This window comes from Rubripirellula tenax, assembly GCF_007860125.1.
Lineage (GTDB): Bacteria > Planctomycetota > Planctomycetia > Pirellulales > Pirellulaceae > Rubripirellula > Rubripirellula tenax.
In genome coordinates, this window is sequence record NZ_SJPW01000004.1 from 552,980 (window position 1) to 574,227 (window position 21,248).

At 54.8% G+C, this 21,248-nt stretch carries 18 protein-coding genes; 14 read left to right on the forward strand and 4 right to left on the reverse strand.

The window, feature by feature from the left end; genetic code table 11:
- Positions 1-35 precede the first annotated feature (35 nt).
- Together Poly51_RS16605 and Poly51_RS16610 are read left to right on the forward strand one after the other, a co-directional pair.
- On the forward strand, positions 36-2,399 hold the full coding sequence (locus Poly51_RS16605; RefSeq protein WP_146458898.1) for a sulfatase family protein: 2,364 nt from the start codon (positions 36-38) through the stop codon (positions 2,397-2,399).
- A complete protein-coding gene (locus Poly51_RS16610) occupies positions 2,400-3,854 on the forward strand; it encodes a sulfatase-like hydrolase/transferase (protein ID WP_146458899.1) in 1,455 nt (484 codons plus the stop codon). It begins immediately after the preceding gene.
- A gap of 354 nt (positions 3,855-4,208) precedes the next feature.
- On the opposite strand, the gene Poly51_RS16615 is transcribed toward Poly51_RS16610, so the two are convergent.
- Entirely contained in the window at positions 4,209-5,180 is a 972-nt protein-coding gene (locus Poly51_RS16615) for a terminase gpA endonuclease subunit (protein ID WP_186775609.1), read from the reverse strand.
- A 338-nt stretch (positions 5,181-5,518) separates the two neighbouring features.
- Between Poly51_RS16615 and Poly51_RS16620 the strand changes: the two genes are divergently transcribed.
- From Poly51_RS16620 to Poly51_RS16640, 5 genes are all read left to right on the forward strand, one after another.
- Entirely contained in the window at positions 5,519-5,929 is a 411-nt protein-coding gene (locus Poly51_RS16620) for a hypothetical protein (protein ID WP_186775610.1), read from the forward strand.
- Positions 5,926-6,774: a radical SAM protein gene (locus Poly51_RS16625; RefSeq protein WP_146458902.1), complete on the forward strand. Its 849-nt coding sequence runs from the start codon at positions 5,926-5,928 to the stop codon at positions 6,772-6,774. The genes Poly51_RS16620 and Poly51_RS16625 overlap by 4 nt, the downstream gene beginning before the upstream one ends.
- A gap of 820 nt (positions 6,775-7,594) precedes the next feature.
- Positions 7,595-8,179 carry a DUF2784 family protein gene (locus tag Poly51_RS16635; protein ID WP_146458903.1) on the forward strand — a complete coding sequence of 195 codons (585 nt, stop codon included), beginning with the start codon at positions 7,595-7,597 and terminating at the stop codon, positions 8,177-8,179.
- Between the two features lie 15 nt (positions 8,180-8,194).
- The gene (locus Poly51_RS30495; RefSeq protein WP_186775611.1) at positions 8,195-8,338 is read left to right on the forward strand and encodes a hypothetical protein; all 144 of its coding nucleotides are present in this window, start codon (positions 8,195-8,197) and stop codon (positions 8,336-8,338) included.
- Complete coding sequence (locus tag Poly51_RS16640) at positions 8,335-9,894, forward strand: WD40 repeat domain-containing protein (RefSeq protein WP_146458904.1); 1,560 nt, start codon at positions 8,335-8,337, stop codon at positions 9,892-9,894. The genes Poly51_RS30495 and Poly51_RS16640 overlap by 4 nt, the downstream gene beginning before the upstream one ends.
- 133 nt (positions 9,895-10,027) lie before the next feature.
- On the opposite strand, the gene Poly51_RS16645 is transcribed toward Poly51_RS16640, so the two are convergent.
- Together Poly51_RS16645 and Poly51_RS16650 are read right to left on the reverse strand one after the other, a co-directional pair.
- On the reverse strand, positions 10,028-11,209 hold the full coding sequence (locus Poly51_RS16645; RefSeq protein WP_146458905.1) for a leucine-rich repeat domain-containing protein: 1,182 nt from the start codon (positions 11,207-11,209) through the stop codon (positions 10,028-10,030).
- A 92-nt stretch (positions 11,210-11,301) separates the two neighbouring features.
- Positions 11,302-12,507, reverse strand: a complete 1,206-nt coding sequence (locus Poly51_RS16650) for a YncE family protein (protein WP_222435875.1) — start codon at positions 12,505-12,507, stop codon at positions 11,302-11,304.
- A gap of 579 nt (positions 12,508-13,086) precedes the next feature.
- On the opposite strand from Poly51_RS16650, the gene Poly51_RS16655 reads away from it, so the two are divergent.
- Together Poly51_RS16655 and Poly51_RS30500 are read left to right on the forward strand one after the other, a co-directional pair.
- On the forward strand, positions 13,087-13,407 hold the full coding sequence (locus Poly51_RS16655) for a hypothetical protein (protein ID WP_146458907.1): 321 nt from the start codon (positions 13,087-13,089) through the stop codon (positions 13,405-13,407).
- A 293-nt stretch (positions 13,408-13,700) separates the two neighbouring features.
- Positions 13,701-13,886 (forward strand): hypothetical protein, encoded by a 186-nt coding sequence (locus Poly51_RS30500; RefSeq protein ID WP_186775612.1) that lies wholly within the window; start codon positions 13,701-13,703, stop codon positions 13,884-13,886.
- Between the two features lie 63 nt (positions 13,887-13,949).
- Here Poly51_RS30500 and Poly51_RS16665 read toward each other — a convergent pair whose 3' ends face one another.
- A complete protein-coding gene (locus Poly51_RS16665; RefSeq protein ID WP_146458909.1) occupies positions 13,950-15,251 on the reverse strand; it encodes an IS256 family transposase in 1,302 nt (433 codons plus the stop codon).
- 324 nt (positions 15,252-15,575) lie between these two features.
- Between Poly51_RS16665 and Poly51_RS16670 the strand changes: the two genes are divergently transcribed.
- The 5 genes from Poly51_RS16670 to Poly51_RS16690 all read left to right on the forward strand — a co-directional run bounded on the left by Poly51_RS16670 (position 15,576) and on the right by Poly51_RS16690 (position 21,215).
- Positions 15,576-16,082 carry a sigma-70 family RNA polymerase sigma factor gene (locus Poly51_RS16670; RefSeq protein ID WP_146458910.1) on the forward strand — a complete coding sequence of 169 codons (507 nt, stop codon included), beginning with the start codon at positions 15,576-15,578 and terminating at the stop codon, positions 16,080-16,082.
- The gene (locus tag Poly51_RS16675; protein WP_146458911.1) at positions 16,079-17,581 is read left to right on the forward strand and encodes a FecR domain-containing protein; all 1,503 of its coding nucleotides are present in this window, start codon (positions 16,079-16,081) and stop codon (positions 17,579-17,581) included. Before Poly51_RS16670 ends, Poly51_RS16675 begins: the two co-directional genes overlap by 4 nt.
- Entirely contained in the window at positions 17,578-18,993 is a 1,416-nt protein-coding gene (locus Poly51_RS16680; RefSeq protein WP_146458912.1) for a sulfatase, read from the forward strand. The genes Poly51_RS16675 and Poly51_RS16680 overlap by 4 nt, the downstream gene beginning before the upstream one ends.
- Before the next feature lie 43 nt (positions 18,994-19,036).
- Positions 19,037-20,245 (forward strand): endo-1,4-beta-xylanase, encoded by a 1,209-nt coding sequence (locus tag Poly51_RS16685; RefSeq protein WP_146458913.1) that lies wholly within the window; start codon positions 19,037-19,039, stop codon positions 20,243-20,245.
- Between the two features lie 220 nt (positions 20,246-20,465).
- The gene (locus Poly51_RS16690) at positions 20,466-21,215 is read left to right on the forward strand and encodes a PEP-CTERM sorting domain-containing protein (RefSeq protein WP_146458914.1); all 750 of its coding nucleotides are present in this window, start codon (positions 20,466-20,468) and stop codon (positions 21,213-21,215) included.
- Positions 21,216-21,248: the final 33 nt, after the last annotated feature.

Consider the following 21,248-nt stretch of genomic DNA (forward strand, 5'->3'; position numbering starts at 1 on the left):
AGGAATTCAACGTAGGAATCACTCGAAAGCTCTCAATGAAATACTACATGCTTATTTTATCGACCTTGGTTCTGTTCGCGGGAAATGCGTTTGCGGCAGAGAAACCGAACGTCGTTTTGATCTTTGCCGATGATCTAGGCTATGGCGATGTGGGATGCTACGGCGCAACCAAAGTAAAGACGCCTGGCATTGACAAGCTTGCCGTGGAAGGGCGTCGCTTTACGGATGCCCATTCGGCGTCTGCTGTTTGCACGCCATCGCGCTACGCGCTGCTGACCGGCGAGTACCCTCACCGCAGGAATCTCAGCAAACCGGTTTTTCTGAAAACTGGTCTGGTGATTGATACGAAACAGCAGACCGCGGCCAGCGTGATGAAAGACGCCGGATACGATACTGCCTGTATTGGTAAATGGCATCTTGGATTCGGAGATCGTGCTCCCGACTGGAACGGCGAGCTGAAGCCTGGACCGCTGGAGTGCGGATTTGATTACTACTACGGCGTTCCGGTCGTCAATAGCCACCCGCCGTTCGTCTATGTTGAGAATCACAAAGTCGTTGGGCTCGTTCCTGATGATCCTTTCGTCTTCGGCAAGAAAGCGAAGACCCGAGAGTTCTTCGAGAAGATGGGAGTGAACCAGATTGGTGGCGCTGACGCGGCTCATGCGTTGTACGACGACGAAGCAGTCGGAACGACACTGACAGAAAAAGCGGTCGACTGGATTAAGAATCGCGGGAAGAATCCATTCTTTCTCTATCTGGCTACGACCAATATCCATCATCCATTCACACCAGCACCACGGTTCAAGGGAACGAGTAAGTGCGGCCCCTACGGCGACTTCATACACGAACTCGATTGGATCGTGGCCGAAGTGATGAAAACGTTAGAAGCACAAGGCGTCGCGGACAATACGCTTGTCATTTTCACCAGCGACAACGGTGGCATGTTCAACGTCGGTGGGCAAAATGCCTGGGACGCTGGGCATCGTCTCAATGGTGAACTGCTCGGCTTCAAGTTCGGAGCCTGGGAAGGCGGACATCGTGTGCCCTTTATTGCGCGATGGCCTGAAAAGATTGAAGCTGGGTCCGTATCGGACGAGTTGATCTCCAACATCGACATGATCGCAACGTTCGCAGCTTTAACGGGCATGCAATTGAAAAATGGGCACGGACGCGACAGCGTTAATGTACTTTCCGCATTGACGGGCAATCCATCGAAGCCGCTGCGAGATCACATCGTGCTCGCTCCCAGCAGGCAAAGTCATCTGGCCGTTCGCAAAGGCAAGTGGATGTACATTGGAGCGCAGGGAAGTGGCGGATTCACGGCCGCAAAACGAGGCGCACATGCCTTCGGCGGTCCGGCAGCGATCACGTACGCGGGTTATCAGAACAACGACATTGAGAACGGTAAGATCAAGAAGGACGCTCCACCCGCTCAGCTTTACGATCTTGTTGCAGATGTGAGCCAAACCACAAATCTCTACAACGAGTACCCTGAAGTGGTGAAGGAGATGCAGGCCTTGCTGGAAACCTATAAGCCAGTAAGAACGGCAACCCCAAAACTCGCGCCCAGACCTGCCGCGAAAACCGGACCGAAGAATGTTGAGATTCCTGTAGGGAATGCATTCCCCGGCGAGAAGACCGATTTCAAAGGGTTTGATCTCTACAAAGTGAAGACGGCAAAGGGCTATCTGTCTGTCGTGTGCCCTAAGGAAGCTGCACCCGGAAAGCCCTGGATGTGGAGGAGTGGCATGTTCTGGAAGGCAATTCCAAAGTTTCACGATGCTGACCTGAAACTGGTTGAGCAGGGGTATCATGTTGTGCTTTCTGCGGGGCATGTATATGGACATCCCAAAGGGAATGCTGGGATTGACGCCGCGTATGACCTGCTGACAACGGAGTATGGGTTTTCCAAAAGGTGCTCCATGGCATCCATGAGCCGTGAGACGAATGCACTGTTTCGCTGGGCCGCCACCCATCCTGAAAGGGTGGAAAGTATCTACGTCGACAACGGCGTCCTTAATTTGAGGAGCTGGCCCGGAGGTGCCCAGGTGCCCGGCAGTTCATCCAAGTTCAAGGGTCACCTACCGTCCTGGGAAGGACTGAAGAAAGCATACGGGTTCACCTCTGATGAAGAAGCGCTCGCCGCCAAAATCAGCCCGATCGACCTGCTGGAACCATTGGCCAAAGCCGGTGTTCCCATTTTGACGGTATGCGGTTCTAAGGATGACTGTTGTATCTATGAAGAGCAGGACGCCATCCTTGAGCAGCGTTACAAAGCGCTCGGTGGAGACATCACTGTGATCATCGAGAACAAGGGGCACTCGCACGGCATGAATGACCCGACGCCGGTCATCGAGTTTATACGGAAGAACAAAAACAGGACGGACAAGAATCAATAGATGAAAAATTGCATAAGACTTTGTTGCGTTATCTGCCTGTTGGGTGCGTGTTTTTCCGTTGCCAAGAGTACCGCCGGTGAGCCCAACATCATCGTCATTATGGCGGATGATCTCGGCTACAATGACGTTGGCTGTTACGGCTGCAAGGACATCCCGACGCCGAATATCGATCAGCTGGCCAGTGATGGCGTGCGCTTCACGTCCGGGTATGTGACCTGGCACATGTGCGGCCCCTCGCGCGCAGGATTTTTGACTGGCCGGAATCAGGCCAGCTTTGGCTACTATAAGAATGCGACGCTGCCGTTCGATCCCAAGCAGGGTCTGCCGAAAATGGAAACCATTGCCAGCCTTTTGCAGAAACAAGGTTACGTGACCGGTGGGGTGGGAAAATGGCATATGGGTACAGCCAACGACCAGCATCCTAACTCCATGGGCTTCGACGACTGGTTTGGATTCCTTAGCGGCGGATTGATGTATTACCCGCTGGATCATCCTTCCTACAAAGGAAAGTACAATCCGTTAAAGCGGCCTGCGAGGTGGCGTGACATCCATCACACTTTGCCGCTGATTCACAACCAGACTCCGGTGAAGAGGGAGCGGTATCTGACGCACGAGCTGACCGATGCGGGAATCGCTTTCATGGATAAGAACAGCGAGAAACCGTTTTTCCTGTTTATGTCTTACAACGCCCCACACCTTGATCTTGAGGCACCGGAGGAAACGATTGCGAATTTCCCAGAGGACAAGATGAGTAAGGTGCCCGGTGTAAAGCCGGGGGCTCGCAGCGTCTATGGAGCCATGGTTTATGAATTGGATCTGGGCGTAGGGCAGCTCTTGTCCAAGATCGATGATCTGGGCATTGCCAAGAATACCGTGGTTTGGTTCTTGAGCGATAACGGCGGGATGAGCAGAACCAGCGACAACCGGCCGCTGAGAGGCAGCAAAGGAAGGGCGTACGAGGGCGGTTTACGTGTGCCGATGATTGTGAAGTGGCCTGGAAAAACACCGCAAGGCGTTGTTCTGGATGAGATGATCTCCTCGCTGGATATCGGCGCGACCTCGATCGCGATGGCCGGCGGCGATCCGGCACAAGCCGGGCTTCATGGCAAAGATATTCAGCAATACATGACACAGCAGTCAACCAAAGCACCGCATGACGTTCTGTACTGGCACACGGGTCGCGGGCAGACTCGTCAAGGCGTGATTCGTGAAGGAGATTTCAAGCTCTTGACGGCAAAGGGCAAGGCCGTGCTTTACAACTTGAAAGACGACCTCGGCGAAACGACGGATGTTGCGGCATCGCATCCCGAGCGGGTTCGATCAATGCTCGCTCGCTGGGACGAATGGAACAAAGGGAATGCACCCGATTTGTGGGGAACACCTGACAGGCCATACCAATACGCGGAATACGAGTGGCTGAAAGGCAGTCAGCACTACAAAGCCACGTCTGAGTGATGAGGGAGCAGGGAAAATGAACGTGCGAACCATTTCTTCCCGACCTTTGGGTTTCTGCACGAGCCTTCTCCCGCTCTTTGTGTGCCGCGTATGACTCGGTCAAAGCTCCCCAAAAAGGACTCAGACCCAAGTAACCGAGCCAACAACGTACGAAGAGCGCAGCCTGCGGCGGTGAACCACACCGACCGCACGAACGCGATTCGCTCCGTGAAGGCGGGTGCATCGACCGAACGCTCGAAGTAATTGGGGGAAACCGCTTCGGTGTCTTCAGGATTCGGACACCGACGCGCCGAAATGGCCCTCACCAAAAGTGCTCCGGTTTCATCGACCGGAGCACATTAGCAGTCAGTCTTGCTAGCTTCTCTTCTTGCGCTGAAGATCCTTGAAACTTACTCGGTCTCGACGGTTGGTGGCTTGATTGTCGGTGCCGAAGAGCAAGGCTCCCTGCATCGCAGCGGCGACGGCACAACCGACCAAGCAATCGAGCCAGTGATTGTCAGGTTGCTCCGGCCTCGCCTTCCATTCGTCTACCGTTCTCCCGCGCCCTTCAGTTTTAATGTAGTACTCGGCAGTGACTTGTTCGGCAAACATGCGGTGCATGTCGGGGCGATCGCCAAAAACCGAAAGGCAGCCACGATCGCCCATCGACACGGCGAGACGAGCGTGGGTGAAGGACTTCCACCAGTTGGTGTCATAGATGACGTGGCGGATCGCTCGCTTGCCGTTGATTGACGGAACACGCCAGTTCAAACCGACGCGATCGCCAGGCCGCCGTTTGTATTCGCTGAATGGGTTCGAGGACGCACCGACGAAGCGACCGTGTGACGGAAGCAAGATCGACGCGTGCGGGCTCTGCCGGCAAAATTGGTAAACGACGTTGGTGGAGTGACCCCAGTTCGCGTCGATGAGGCAACGGCCAATCTTCATGGCTGCACCGTCGTCGCGTTGCCATTCGCGGCCTAGCAGATCCGAGGTGAGCGCTTCGAGGCCGGCATAAATGCTGCCCTCAAGGCCCGTGCCTTCACTGGCGTTTTCCAAGGTGTGGCGGGCGTCGCGAAGGCTAAAGTGCGCTCGTTGCTGGTCGGGGTAGGACCCGTAGTCGACGACGTAGCCGGTGAAATCGTCTTCCCATGCGGCAGGAGTACCTATTTGGTCGCGGGGAGACCGCACACGGCCGCGTCGGTGGCGTCCTGGTGCGACGCGGCGTCGAGAGCGGCGTTGGCTTGGTCGACGCGACGCCCGCCGGCACGTGGCGCCCGTGGGGTGAAGTCGCCGCACCAATCGTTGGCGATGCAAGATCGCCGGCGTCAACGTCGCCTGCGACATCTCCCATTCGTTCAAGCACGAACACATCGACCCACCCGGCTACCGGCGGCGGCGACCCGAGTTCCTGAGAACCGCCGTCCGCAAACACGGAATCGAACGAGTTATCTGGCGTTAGCGCCATCACTCGTTTCGAACCATCAAGCCAACGCACCGACCAACCCAACCGCCCGACCAACCAATCATCGATCCATTCAGTCACGAAGCCTCTGGTAAATCTCGTTGACACGAAATGGAGTTCTCACATGCACGCGTTCATGCGATGCCTCGCAGCGTCGATGTTTTTGGTCTTTGTCTGCGCTGAATGTTCAGGCCAAAACTACCCCGATGGCACATTGGTGATGTCCCGCTTGAAAGGACGTTTCGGCAACTTCCTTTCTCGCGTGACCGGAACGCACTACACGCACACCGCGATCGTGATTGACGGCAAGGTTTGCGAATCGACGTTCCCACGAGCCAAATGCACACCACTGACTCGCTACGCGGCCGGCAAACCTTGGATCATTCGGTACATTCCCCCAGGCGAACCGCTCACGCCCGCACAAACGCATGGAATCCGCGACTATGTCCGGCAAAACGTCGGGCGGCGATATGGATTGAAGCAGTTCTTCAATCCTAACTCCCGCCCGAATGGACGCATCTACTGCAGCCAGTTCGCGCACGGAGCACTTAAGTCGGCGGGTTTTCAACTGCCGGCGAAATCCTGGCACACCCCGGATCGCCTTCTACACGGATCGCCGATCCACCAATGAGCGTTCCGCGTGACCCTAGCAATCAAGGCGACCAAGCGATGATCGCACTACCCGCATTGGAATATCACCTAGCACACGGTTGCAACCTCTCGTGCCAACAATGCAGCCACTACAGCAACTTTCATGTAGCGGGCAAAATGCCGACAGTCGAGGATGCCGGGGCGGATTACGCGAATTGGTCGCATCGGCTCAAACCACGCCGTTTCGCGTTACTTGGCGGCGAGCCACTCCTAAACCCGCAAATCCTCCAGCACATCCGACTCACACGGCAACACTGGCCCGATAGCGAACTCATGCTGGTCACGAATGGTTTCTTCCTGCATCGCTTCCCCGACTTACCCGCCATCCTGCTCGAAACGAACTGCCGACTCGAAGTCAGCCAGCACGGTACGCACGATGACTACGTCAAACGATTCCGCGAAGTCAAACATCTTGTTTGGCGATGGCGAGAGGATCACCCTGGCATCCAAATCAAAATCCGCCAATCCCATCGCGGCTGGATGCGGCAATACAAGGTCGAAAACGGCAAGCCGATGCCATTCGACACCAAACCGGAAGCCGCGTTCAAAGTCTGCATGCAGAAGACTTGCACACAGCTTCACCGCGGCGTGCTGTGGAAATGCCCGGCGCTCGCTTACTTCGCTCAGCTCGAAGCCAAGCTGAAGTTGCAAAATCTCCCGCAGTGGCAACTGTTCCGTGACTACAAAGCGATCGCCACCAACGCCAGCGACGATGAACTGCGCACCTTCATCGAAACCAAAGCTATCCCGCAATGCGGCCTATGCCCATCACGTCGCACCAAGTTCGTCCATCCCAACCCCCTGCAACGGAGTGCTTTGAAATGACTTATGGACCCTTCGAGCCAGAAATGCCGCCCCCTCCTTTCGTGCCGCCCTTTGATCCGCCCGGCAGCGAATCGCCGTACGTTCCCGAAGGCAGTTCCACCGATGATGACGGTTCGAGCGTCGACTTTGGCCCCCGTCCGCCTTGGTGGCCCGAAGATTTCCCCTGGCCACCCGAGCCCGAAGAGCCCACCGTGATCGAACCCTACCCGCCGATCCACGTCTGGCCGCAACTTCCGCCCGACCATCCCTACCACGTCCCTCCTGGACACTCGGCTCCAGATGACCTGCCACCAGGTCATCCCGGCGAGTACTATCCCGGCATGCCGCCGGATCCCGTCGTGCATTCAGTCCAACCCGACGAAGAATCATCTAATGACGGCGGGTCAACCGAAGTCTCGATAACCCCATCGATCGACCGTTCAAAAACAACAACGAAACCCATTCACCCAAGCCGGCTCAACGCCGGCTTTTGTCGTTTCTGGACAGAATCAACATCCAGCTTGCTGAAACCAACGCGTCTCGATAGGTTCGGAACAAGGCGAGGCAAGACCGCCACGCCACTATCAAAAACCAACACAAAGAAAACATGGGGCGAACAACTTGATGTCCGAACCACTCGGGGCTGCAGGCGATGTATTGATCATTTACGATCCGCGTTCAGGACAAAGGGCTGATTGCGATTGAAGGGTCAACGGAATCGTAATTCACATTTCCAGAGCCAAAGCAACTATTTTATTGTTTTTCCGAGTCATGCCCACCATTCCGCCGACGCTGTATCCAATAGGTAGCGTCTTCACTTTGCTGACGTCATCAGGTCGGCGTGCAGATTCTTCCTCGGGGATGGCTGCTGGTGCCGGAATCATTCGTATGTAAGGCGGTTAAGTTTGCATTCAGTATATCCAAATCAAGTTCTCATCGGCTCAAAAACTTCCTTCGCATGCGCTGCAGCCTTGTTGTTCGCAGTCCTTCCTCGCATCGTCGCTCGGGCATAAGAAACATGGGCAGTTTGGATATTGTCATTACGGCCATCGTCGTCATTCATGCCAGTATTATCGGTTTGGATTTTCTCGGCGCAATTGCCGTCGTCACCAATCGTTTTCATGTCGCTCGGTTGCGGTGGTGGCAATGCCTTTACCTGTCAATTGTGTTCGTCAAAAGCCTTTCATTGCTATTCATCGATGCATGCCCGCTGACAATCGCGGAAAACTACTGCCGTAGTCTTGGCCACGTCGACACCTCCTACGGCGGTTCGTTCATTTCACACTATCTGCCGAGAATACCCACCGAAGTGGACATCGTGGTGACTTGCCTGTTGATGCTGACAGGGCTCGTTGCTGTGCTTCGAGTCGGTCACCAGCAGATTGCGACCTGCCTTGCTACGTCGCATGCACGCTCAGTCCACTAAACCCGAGGGTCAAACATGAACATGTTTATTGCACACATGACGCCTGAAGCAAGCAACGCAATCGGGATTGCCTTGTTACTAGGCGCGATTGCAGTGATTGTTGTCGTTGTCCTGGTCATAGTTGTGGTCATAACGCTGGTGAAGCGGTGGAAGCTATGAAGTTGAAATCCCTCGCCAGCCGCCGCACGTTCGTGGCGGTTCACTTTTTTCTCGGCGCGTTGCTGGTTTTCATCACACCGTTGCTGTTCTGCTTGATGAAACCTGAGCAGGCGAGCGTCTATTCATTCCATCACTTCACGCCTTTGATTCCATTTTTTGGGCTTGGCTGGATGTTGCTTGGTGCGCTTCTGATTGTGGGTAAACCGAAAATCGATCAAATTGCCAGAGCCATCTATATTGCTTGGCTGTGCTTGATTGGCTGCCTTGCTGCACTTGGAGTTGTCCTGATTTGCGTCGCTGCGTTATCTGCAAATCGCAAGCCATTCTTCGGGGAGGGGACGATCGGCCAGTTCGGAGTCTACTTGGTCTTTCTTGGTGCAGTGTTGTTTGGCATCAGCATCGGCTTGCTGTTCCTGCTACGGCATTTGCGCAGTGCTGGACCATCTGCCGCTCCTCCTTCAACGAAGACTCGATTTGTATATTCACTTGGTGCTGGAGCCCTGAGCATTCTGGTCGCGATGCTTGGGCTCGCTTGGCAAGTTTCGATCGACCAGCAACGATCTAGCCAGCTTCAGCAAACGCACGAGCAGCAGTTGCAGGGCTATGCGTACGATGGGGGACAGGTGAAGTCACTGGTGTTCTCTCCTGACGACAACTACCTAGCAACAGCGATAGAGTTTGATTATTCTCATCGCGGCGTTCGAATATGGGATGTCCAATCAGGCAGACTGTTACAAGAAATGGACGGTGGACGGGAGGTTCTATCACTCACATTCACGCCCGATTCGGCGAGTTTGATTGTTTGCTATGAGGACCAGTGGAACAGTGGCGGTTTCACCGTCTTCAATAGGGAAAAAGGCACGGAGGAATTCCGGAATAGTGACCATCGGATATCGAGTGTTGCGGTTTCAGCCGACGGGAAGGTTTTGGTGGCATGTGGAAACGCTGGGTACGGAAACAATTCGCTGGTGGCACCGTTCACGGTTTGGAACTTGGCGACTTTCACAAAAGTATTTGAATCGCCGCCGAAGTATGGATACATCAGTGCCGCATTTTCAGCGAGCCAAACACGCTTGGCGGTAAGGCGTCAGGAAGCGATTGAGATTTGGCCCATTCCAATGGACGCCAATTCGACATTCATTCGATCCTGGGACCCGAGAATGGGAGGCGATGATGTGACGGCTGTTGCATTTTGCGGAGATGACACCAAAGTGGCGGCCGGCGGCGTATTTGGTTCCAAAGTGTGGAGTCTATCTGATTCGAATGGCGACCCTGATGACGCTTCGGACTTGCCAACCGTTGGGCCGACGAACGCCGGGACATTTTCGGATGATGGCTCACTGCTTGTGGTCGCCAACCAGGAGCAATTGGTTCAAGTCATTGACCTTGAGACTGAAACGCTTTCTCACGAGTTCAAAGCTCCTTTCTGGGTCGAAGGACTGGCGATCTCTTCGGACAACAAATTGATCGCGGTCGGAGGCCAAGGTCGAGTCGTCATGCTCGACGCGAATTCCGGCGCGCTCATCAAGGAACTTGCGCAGCGAGATAGACTGTAGAAGAACAGGTGCAGATGTCTTTGATTTTCTTGTGGTAAGCGGGGCACGCAAAACAACGCGTCATTGATCAAATCGCCAAGTCGTTTTGCATCGGCCTTGTGCACAGAATGATGCCAGATGAAGTGGTCTCAGATCAATCTTCTCGATAAAACAACCAGCGATCACGTCCTTCTGCGTATACTTGAATGGAGCACTGCTTCGGCAATTCGTACATTAGCGTTTCAACTCCAGTTTTCGTGACTGAGTGGCTATTGAGCGACATACTCGTCAAGTTTTTTAGACCCTTGAGATGCTCCAAACCAACGTCGGAAATCTGATCGCTACCGAGATGTAAAGTCTGCAGGTTTGTCAGCTTTCCGATATGCTGCATCCCAGCGTCGCTGATGTTGCCGCAGGTAAGGCTTAAGCGATACAGGTTCGTCAGGTTGCCGATGTGTTCGATACCAGCGTCGGTGATTTGATCGCTCCGGAGCGTTAGGGATCGCAGGTTGGTTAGAGTACCAATGTGCTTCAAACCAGAGTCCGTGATTTCACTACCAGTGAGGCTTAAGTGCTCAAGTCTGGTAAAGCTCCCGATGTGCTCCAACCCGACGTCAGAAATCTTGTTGGAAAGAGAGAGATCTTCCAAGCTGTAGGATAGCCGCTTTAGATGTTCCACCCCAGCGCCGCTGATTCCTGGGCAGACGAGGATTAGATCGCGCAAGGGGTAAAGATCTCGCAGATGAGACAGGCCAGCATCCGTGATTTCGTTGCTTGAGAGCGCCAGGGAGTCAAGTCGAGTTAACGGCTTGAGGTGTACCAAGCCAGCGTTGGTGATTGCGTTGGTTCCCCCAAGGGTCAGGCTCCGCAAATCAGTCAGGGCTTTTAGGTGTTCAAAGCCAGCGTCGGTAATTCCTTCACCGCGGAGAGTAAGAGACTCCAAGTTGGTCAGGTTCCCGAGGTGTTGCAAGCCCGCGTCGTTGACGTAGATGTCACCGTAGATGACCAACCGTTTCAAACTGGTCAGGTTCCCAACGTGCTCGAAGCCAGCGTCGGTGATGACCGGCGTTATGGACGCGTTACGACCAAGTTCGAGCGAACCACCACCAAGCTTGAGCGAGCGAATGTTGGTCAACTTTTTGAGGTGTGCCAGTCCATCATCGGTAGGACTTGGATAGTTAACGGAATAGGTACCGTCAGTCTCGGGACCAAAAACGCTCGCTCCCAATTCTTGTAGAGCTTTTAGGTGCGACGGGATCTCGACCTCGTGAGCGACTTCGTTCGCTCCACAACCGACGACGGTTACCAGAATCAGTGAAGTGAGTGTGCCACGCATGAGAAGTCAATTTGGAAGATTTGAGGTTCGTGCAGACGAGTGCTGAGGGTGAGCAAATGCCAACTCCTGGCAGCAATTTGCCAGCCATTTGGTCATGGTTCTGCGTGCCGCCACCGCTTCACCGTCCAGACCATGGCGACGACCAAAAGCGAAGGCAACAGCAAGATCATTGCCCACGGGCGATGCCCTGGGAATTCCCAAATGTAGTTATTGATCAGGATTCGTTTCCCGCCATCGATGAATCCGTCGCTTACAAAATGTTTGAATCGATGTCGTGGCATAACTCCGACAAGGCGGGATGTTCCATCTCGAAGATCCACCGCGTGGATTTCGCGAGCTGAACGCGGAGTATGCTGTGGCGGGGACTGGAGCAGACCAGAGAGCCTTTCACGAAACGCTGATAAACCGTTCGTCTGGAGTTTTGGAATTGCCACGTAACGCATGTCCGGTGACAACCCCAGCAGTAGTCCGCTTGTCGCCAGGCGAAAGACCTCGCCACGTTCCACCATGCGTCTGACGATAAGCAGTTCGTTGCCAGCGGGATCGTACTCCATCGAAACTTGCAGCGATCCATCGTCGGTAAACAGGTCGCCACTGGTGTCTGCGTCCACAATCTCAATCGATTCTTCGTGCACCTGTATCAGGGCAGGATAGTGCCCCGCGGCGGTTACTTGCAGAAAGGACGGCGTCAGAAATGTCAGATTGTAGGCCGACCTGAGTATCGCATGGGATTGCGACTTATAGGCAGGAGTGATCGAGGTGTGTCGCTGCTGTGACTCGATGTCCCATCCATGGAGCGATACTTCGAAATTCGCGTCGTCCGCGACGACGATCCACAAAGTCTCTTGGTCCGGAGATAACGTGAAAGCTTTCGGATAGTTCGGTTCGAGAAAGGAACCGATTTGATTCCCAGTGCCCGTTTCCAATACTCGAATTTGGTAACCGTCCTCGATGCCTCTTTCCACCGTGACGACCCGAGATCCGTCCGAACTGAGAGCGGTCATCTGAAATTGGCCCGACGCGAACTGCGACAGTTCTTTTCCAGAGCGTAGATCGATCAATTTTGCACCAGAAAAGTTTTCCATGACGACTGCGATCGTGGTGCCATCGACGTCGGCACAGCTATGCAGCGTTCCCCGAATACGCGAAATCGTCGTCTGCGTCGTGCCCTTATTCCAAGTACTGATGTAGGAATTTCGGCCGGTTCCATCATGAAACGATACAACGACTAGGTTTCCATGATCCATCAAATGGACCGCACCGACGATATCCGTACCGCAATTAATGGACTGAATCATTGCCCCGCCTCGAGCATCCCAAATCTCGATGGGGCCCTGTGGAGGCTGATCGCCTTTGTGTTCAACGCGTCCACTAAACGTTTTCACCAGCTTTGCGGGACTCCTGACCGTAGCGAGGTATCTGCCGTCTTCGGAAATCGAGACGACTTTTCGGTCTTCGGGAATCATGAACTCGCAAGCGGGCCACGAGCAGATGTAGAGAAGCAGGACGCCCAGTAGCCACATCACATCAGCTAACACGTGCAGGCGGCGAATACGAAATTTCTTGTCGTGACGTTGGTGGTCCGCTGAATCATGATTGCCGGACGGAAGTCGACACTCTGAGCACTCGCCTGCTGGTGTACTGGCTGGCATTGATGTTCTGCAACTGGAGGCTGATTTGGATCGAGCATGGTTGGTCTTCCATCGCTTGAATTCTACGCTATGAAAGAGCCTACAAATGCGAATGGGATCGCGACACAGTTTAGAAAAGTACCGCAAAAACTTTTTGCAAGAAAGTTTGCAGAGTTGCCGTCATCCTGAGTTCAGATCGACGCTAATAGATAGGAGTGCACATCTTTCTGCTCGATCGGTTTGAAAATGATTTCCCAAGTTCACCTGCCTGACAAGGTAATTGCTTTCTTCATCATCGTGGCAGTGGTCAGTGTGGCTGTCCTTGTGATAATCGGGTTTTCGGTTCGGAAGGCTTCCAAAAGAATGGGGCTTGCGAATTCAATTGCGGACTGTCTCGGCATTTTTGTGCCGATCTTGCTCGTCATCTTTTTGATCGGGGGACTACTTATCTTTGACCAGAATCAGCCGCTACCAGTTGAGCAGTACCAACCGAATGACATTCCGCAGTATGAACAGGAAATGCAGCAAGAAATGGAAATGCAATCCATGAACCTGCGGGAGGATTGAGTCATGCACCTCTGTCGCCGTCCCGCTATCGCAACTTTCCTTGTCGCGCTAATCCTTGTCGGTTACCAGCGACGAACGGCACGGGCCGCTAGCGTTATGCCGAGAATCATGACTGATTCTGTTGCCTCATCAAAGGCGTACGCAAAGTGACTTTTCGTAATTATCTACTGACAGCTTTTTGTTGGCTGCCGATGTTGACTGGCTGCGGACGCTCGACGCCGACAACCGACCAAGCCAACGTAGCGATCCTCAGGCCGACCGTCGTGCTGCAGTCCCTCGATGAGGTTCCACGCATGTCGGCTGATCCTGTCCAGATTGCGTTATCGCCCGATGGCAGTCGTGTGGTGGCGGTCGCTCCGACCGTTGCCGGGGACAATCTTGTCGTCTGGGACTCGCGTTCGGGAAGCATCGGGGATGTCCCATTCGTTGTTGAAACTCTTGATGGTCTCTCTGGTGAAAACGTAGGTATTTGGGTTTGAGTTTGCAACAAGCTCGCCCCTCCTGACTTCGCCGTAGGCGAAGTCAGGAGGGGCGAAGACGGTTTACTCGGGATTGGCTGGTGGGCGTGCGAGGGCCACGATGAGTGCGGGCAATGACGAGTGGCCGGAGATTCGGCGGAAGCCTTTCTCGGCCTCTAGCAACGCATACGAATGCCAGCGACTTGCTTGATCGGTCTCTGCTCGAAATCGCGTCACGCGGCCGAGCTTGCGACGTGTGTTCAAGAACGAATTCTCGATCGCATTGGTGCTCAGTAGCGAGCGGTGAAGCGTGCTGGGCACGTTCAAACGATGCAACGCTAAGAGGTCATCACCGGCTTCGTGCAGACTCCGATACGCTTCGGCGTTGATCGGTTTCAGAAACGCTTTGAGCTCACCAAAGACCTCTTGGGCAGCTTCGATCCCTTGAACGCTGCGAAGACGTGTGAACAGACGTGCTAGCTCGCCCCAATGACGCTTCGAGAGCTTGCCCTTGATGTTACGTTCCTTGTGGACCAAGCAACGCTGGATGACGGCGTCGGCAAAAAACTCAACGACCGCACCGCGAAGGGCATCACTGCCATCGAGAATGACGTACAAGCGATGCTCGCAGGTGAAACCACGCTTGACGATTCGGCTCATCAGTTCACGAGAAACTTCCAAGTTTTCGCTACTGCCCAACGCAAAGTCCAGGACATGCTTGCGGCCTTCGCTGTCGATCCCAAGTGCCGCCACGGCCGTCTGATCTTTGCTCAAACGAATGCCGTCAAGCATCAACGCACACCAAGTGGCACCGCGAAGATCTTTGGCTCGCAGTTGCTCGACAAACTTGCTTCCCGCTTCCTGCCAAAGCCAGGAAACATTCGACCGTTTGACACCGGGAGAATTCGGCTTGATCTCTTCAACGCCGCGAGTGCTCACACCCGAGACGATCGCTTGGACAATCTGTGCCTGCAGCTGCTGAGGGTCTTTGGCAGCACGGTACGTGGCCAGCTCGACTTCGTCAGTGGAACCGTCACCCGACTTCTGGCGAACTCGAGGCCGGACGACGTCTTCGCGTTCGCCTTCGTAGAGCACGCGACCTGAACTCGATCCGGCGCGATAGTGATCGCTTGGCGATGGATCGTGCTTGGGGCCGCACAGCTCAGTGACTTCGGCGGCCATGACTTCACAGATCATCTCACGCACGTGACCCCGCAAGAAGTCGCGAAAGACCTGTCCGGTTTCAGCTGCCGAAACTTGCCCCAGTGATTCCAAAAGATTAGCTTCATTGATGATGGTCTCCCCGTCGGTTGCAGCCGACGAAAATTGAAAAGTTGCGAAGGGCAGATTCTGCCCCTCGGGAGACCATCTTTCAACTTTCAACAATTATTGGGACGCTTCCAAACCGGACAGCGATCGTGCATCCGCTGGTAGGCCGGATAAGAATCCTGAAAGAATCCTGAAAGAATCCAGGGTCGCGAATGTCCAGGCTGACGCTCGGGATACCTGCGTCGATCAACAATGGATAAGATTTGCCCACGAACGCCCCTCGGAAATCAGAAAAACGGATATTGGAGCAGAATTCTCGCAAAAAAGGTTCTTGCCGTGGGAAGTAATCGCGTTGCAGATGCAGCGAAACTGCCGCGAGACCGCCACCGCTGAAGCCCCGTTGATCCGTCGACCATTTCTTTCGTCTTTTCTGCCGTCGTCATGTGCAACGCCGAGATCGTTCGCTACTTTGCCCTTTCTCAGCCCAAGCTGCGCGCATTCATTCGGTCGATGGTATTCAATCCATCGGACGTCGACGACATTTTGCAGGAAGTCGCTGTGATCGCGATCGAGAACTCGCACCGATTTGACGCGTCGAGATCGATCGATGCTTGGGTGTTTGGAATTACTCGCAATCGAATCTTAAAGCACTTTGAGAGTCACAAGCGGCAAAACCTTTGCTTCTCCACGGAGTTAGTCGACGCATTGACCCAGGCTGCCGAGGTGGACACGGACAGCCACGATTCGCTGGAGGCCTTGCACGGCTGCCTGGAAAAAATCGAACAGCCGCATCGGGATTTGCTAATCAAACGGCACGAGCCCGGGGTCACCGCGCGGCAATTGGCCAGAGAGATCGGATACACCGACACGCGGATGAGCCGATTGCTTCAGACGCTTTACGCGAGATTGATGAACTGCGTGCAAAACGAAATTTCGGGTGTCGCATGAAGAGGTCCGAGAGCGCGTCGAAGCATCTTCTGTTTTTGTTCGGCAAGGTTCGCGACGAAACGATTTCCTCGCAGGAGCTTGCCGAATTGGAATCAACGCTGCTGGCGGATCCAGCCGCGATGAAGCTTTACCGCCGGTTCATGGCGCTGTGCTCGGGTCTGGAGCAAATCGCAAGGATGCAGTCGGATTCAGGATCGGAGGCCGCGGCGAACTTTGGCGCCAGTCTCTCTGACGACGAGACTTTCGATTGGGCCAATGAGCTACCGCCCGTGGTCGGACAGCTCCCAATCGCTCCGCGTCCGGCTCCGCCTGTTCTGGTTCAATCCGCGAAGCCAAGTCTTTCGCCTCTTCGTCCCGCTCGCAAGACTGTCATCAGCGTCGGCGCGATGGCCTGCATCGCCGCGACGCTAGTGTTCGTTTTGATCCGCTTCGGAAGACCGAGTACGGCATCGACTTACGCGACCCTCGTCGACTCTCACCAGCCGGTATGGTCGGGCGGTCGGCAAGTTCAACCCGGCGAAGGCTTGTCGGCAACTCATTACTCGCTGGTAAGCGGTGCGGTGCGTTTGCGATACGACAACAAGGCTGAATTGCTGGTCCAAGCTCCGTCCGTTTTCTCGATCGATGGTGTGAACGAAGCAACGCTTCATTCCGGTTCACTTAGCCTGTCGGTTCCTCCATCGGCATCGGAATTTCGCGTGAAGACGCCTTGGGCAACCGTTGTTGACCGGGGAACGCGGATCGGGATCATCGCCAGCGAAGACGAAGCAATGGAGGTCCACGTCTTTGAAGGCAAAGCGGAAACGATTCGGGTGGGTGATCGGAAAGGGCAAACGTTGAAAGCGGGCGAGGCGGTCTTGTTGGCTTCCATCAATAGCGTCCCGCAATTCATGGCACCAAACCGAAGCCGTTTCGCGGAGAAGATCGAAGACCTCGATCACCTTCCAAACGTTTCCGGTGACGTCGAACTTCTTGTTTCTTCGCCAAGATCCGTGCGGCGGGTCAGAAGCGAGTTGGTCGACATTGGCCGGGCGACCGTTTTCGCAGAACAGAAGTCCGTGCGGCTTGGGGATGATTTGCCCGTGACGATCGATCGACCCGGCCGACCGGCAACCCTTCAGTCGAACGGGGCAACCATCGCGGCCGGAACGCTGGTCGATACGTTCTTAGTTCATCTTGCGGCACCACGCTCGATCCGCCGCACGAACCAAGCGTTGGTCGCGAAGGGCAAGATCTCATTCACGCATCCCGTTGTCGGAATCGTTGCGGCGGCACCGGGACGAATGGACGCGTCATTGTTGAATCCTGACACGGAATATCCTGGGGATCGGGATACCGGACTGGAAGATTCCATCGAAGGGAACGACCGATTCGCAGATAGGCTTCAACTGAGTTCCGATCGAAAAACAATCACATTCCGGTTGCACGTTCACGGCCGAGAAGCCTCTGAGCCATCGGATTTCATCGACCAATTTCGAGTGTTAGTAGAAGCGAAATGATTGCACGATGGACATCATTGGTTCTCGGTTTGGTGATTGGCACGACAGCGCTGGCTCAGCAGGAACGCCCCAATGTCCTGTTCATCGCCATCGACGATCTGAAGCCGGTTCTGGGGTGCTACGGAAACAAAACCGCCATCACCCCCTCGATTGACGAGATCGCGAGGCAGGGAACGGTTTTTCTAAACGCGCACTGCCAATGGCCGGTGTGCGGCGGCAGCCGAGCAAGTTTGATGACCAGCTTGCGCCCCGAAGCGGTCGGCGTGATGGATCTGAAAACCAACATGCGAGCCAAGAACCCGAGTGTTTTGACGCTCTCGGAACACTTCAAGAACCAAGGGTATGTCAGCGCGGGCACCGGAAAAATCTACGATCCGCGTTGTGTCGACAACAAGAAATCGCTCGACGCGCCGTCTTGGTCGATTCCCTTCGTAAGCCCCAAGTACTCATCGCTTGAATTCAACGATGTCAAGCAGGTGACCTTGGCGCCGGACGTTTCCGATAGCGATTTGGGCGACGGACAGATCGCGGACAATGGCATTCGACTGATGCGAAAACTAAGTGGGTCTGGCAAGCCGTTCTTTTTGGCGGTGGGGTTCAAGAAGCCGCATTTGCCCTTCATCGCTCCAAAGAAGTACTGGGATCTCTACGAACGTGATCGTTTTCAATTAGCGGTTCATCAAGTCGGAATCAAAAACGACAGCGAGTACGCGCTTCACGATAGCGAGGAGTTACGCGGCTACGAGGGAGTTCCATCAGAAGGCGAGATCCCAAGTGATCTTCAACGTGAACTGATCCACGGTTACTACGCATGCACTTCGTTCGTCGATGCCCAGGTCGGGCGACTCGTTTCCGAGTTGCGGCGGCTTGGCGAAGCGGACAACACCGTCATCCTATTGTGGGGCGATCACGGATTTCATCTTGGCGACCATGGTATTTGGGGCAAGCACACCACGCTCGAGCAGGCCACACGCGTTCCGCTGATCATCCGGCCTCACCGCGGCACCGCCGTACCAACAACGCTTGCACCGGCGGAACTGAACGACATGTTCCCAACACTTTGCGACCTTGTGGGAATCCCCGTTCCCAGCGGAATCAACGGACGCAGCCTGTTAGCGGTCATCAACGGTTCCACCGAATCGGTGCGTGATGGCGCTCTGACCGTGTTCAAGAAAAAAGGTGCGATTGGGTATTCGTACCGAACCAAGCGATACCGTTACACGCTGTGGCTGAACAAGAACGGCAATGTCGTCGCGTCGGAACTGTACGACTACCAGACAGATCCGTTGGAAACCCGGAACTTGATCAACGACGTGAACTACGAACAAGTGCAACGTCAATTAAGTGACCATTTAAAAGCGGATGCCCAAGGTTGCGAGCGTCTGTTGTCCTCTACGCCAAGTCGTCGTTGAACATACGGCTTGAATTCCAAAGCAAACAGAAAAGAGTCTTCCCATGATGATGTTCCAACCCTTCAAGGCGTCGCAGCTGGACAGCGTCTGCCGAATGGCTGCGACTTTCGCGTTGGCGGTTCTATTCGGATCGACGCTTGGTGCCGAGACGCCAAAGACAGGGAAAGGGAACGACAAAAAGAATCGCTCGATGATCTCCGACGCGGAGCCTCCGGTTCTTGAAGCACCAAGTGGTCCGCGACTGCGAGAGATCGCACCGCTGGGATCGTTCCCGCTGATCATCGGTGGCACCTCCAGCATTCAATTGTTGGGAACCGAGGCGGAAACGATTCTCAATCGTGAGTTCCAATTCATCACGCCGGCGAACGCCTTCAAGCAAGCCGGTGTGCATCCCGAACCGGGCGTTTGGAAATGGAAAAAGCCGGACGCATGGATTGCGAGATGCCAGGAACGCGGCGAGATCATGAGGCTGCACGCCTGTGTCAGTCCGCAATGTTCCGCGTGGGCGGAAGAAGATGATCGAACGCCAGACGAATTGCGTCAGGTCATGGAAGAGTACGTCACGGAGATTTGCAAACGCTACGGACACCACGATCACGTAAAGTGGATTGATGTCGTCAACGAAACCGTCACGCGTGAGGGTGAATGGTTCGGCCCCAAAGAAGGCGTTGGGAAATGGCAGAATCCTTGGACGCAAATCGGGTTCGATGAAACCCATCCGCTACGTCCGCCGCTTTACATCAAGCGAGCCTTTGAGATCGCCGCGGAGCACGCCCCCAACGTCAAGCTGCTGTACAACCAGCACGGTGACATGGAGCCCGAAGCGTGGAAAAAGGTCTGTGCCGCGGTTCTGTATCTTCGCGAAAAGAACGTTCGCATCGACGGCATTGGCTGGCAGGCTCACGTCGATTCCGACTTCGAAAAGGACGCCGGCAACATGCAACGACTGAATCAACTGATCACCTGGGCACACCAACACGATTTGGAATTCCACATTACCGAAAACACGGTTTGGACAAAGGACGCGGATCACGACGCCCAAGCGGCGACCTTCGCGGCCATCATCCGAACGTTGCTTTCGCACTGTCGCGGCGGCGTCGTGACATGGAACGCGTGGCAAATGCGGGACTCCGATACGCAGCGGCCCGACCGGCAGGGCAACCTGTTTGACAAGAACGGAAGCCCTCGGCCGTCTTACTATGCCGTCCAAAAAGAATTGCTGAATTTCAAGCAATCGCTTCGCCGCGAGTAGTCCGCTGCATTTCCGCCCCCAAACGGCCTGATGAAACGACATTGGGCAGAAGAGAGTCCTGAAAAAATGCCCGTGTGGGAAATCTTGAAGAAAATTGTCGCAATTCCCGCAAAAAATCGTGTTGATGCCGGAATTAGGCCCGGTACGGCGTTTCTAACCGCGGAGGTGGTCCAACGCCGAACATCATTTGACCGCACCTGCCAGGCTCGAGAGTTACCACATGTTCCAAAAACCTTTGCTCAGTCTCAGCGCCATCCTAGCCGGACTTGTTGCCTTCAGTCCGGCCAACGTCTTGGGCGATCTCGTGCTTGTGTTCGAGGGGAATCACAATGGTACGGTTGCCCAGATCACTAATGGTGGGACAGGCTTCGAGACGATCACATTGGATTTCTCGACGGGTGCAAACACTCCGAATGGTTCTTATGGGTACACGATCAGCGGCATTGACGCCGCAGCTGACGGAACCGCGAACGATAGTTTGACGTTTTCGTTTGGTGTGGCAGCCGCGGGTGGAAATGGCGACGTTGCTTTTCAGGATGACGGCAACTTTGGCGTCACTGGTAACGGCGCCGGTAATTTGAATGCTGCGGACGAAACGTTGACGTTCAGCTTATTGAGCCAATCGCTAACCCTTGGCGATCCCGGAACCGGTTCTGTTACCGGTGGTGGCTTCAATCGGATCGCTTTCTCGCAGCTCAATAGCGCAGACGAGACAGCCGTCCTGAGCGGTGGTACATCCGCCGACGGAGTGATCACGGGGGCCACGACCTTTAGTCCAATTTCCACCTTCACGATTGGCCACACTGGCGACACCTCTAACTTTCGCGTTGGCCCGGCCCGATACCGATTCTCCATCACGGCCGAGGCAACGGCTGTTCCCGAGCCATCTTCCCTGGCGCTGATGGCGGTTGCGTCGCTAGGTGGATGGATGCATTGGCGACGCAAGCAGCGTTCGCTTGCCAAGTCCTGAGAATGCAACGGACTTGCTTTTCGTTCACCGCTG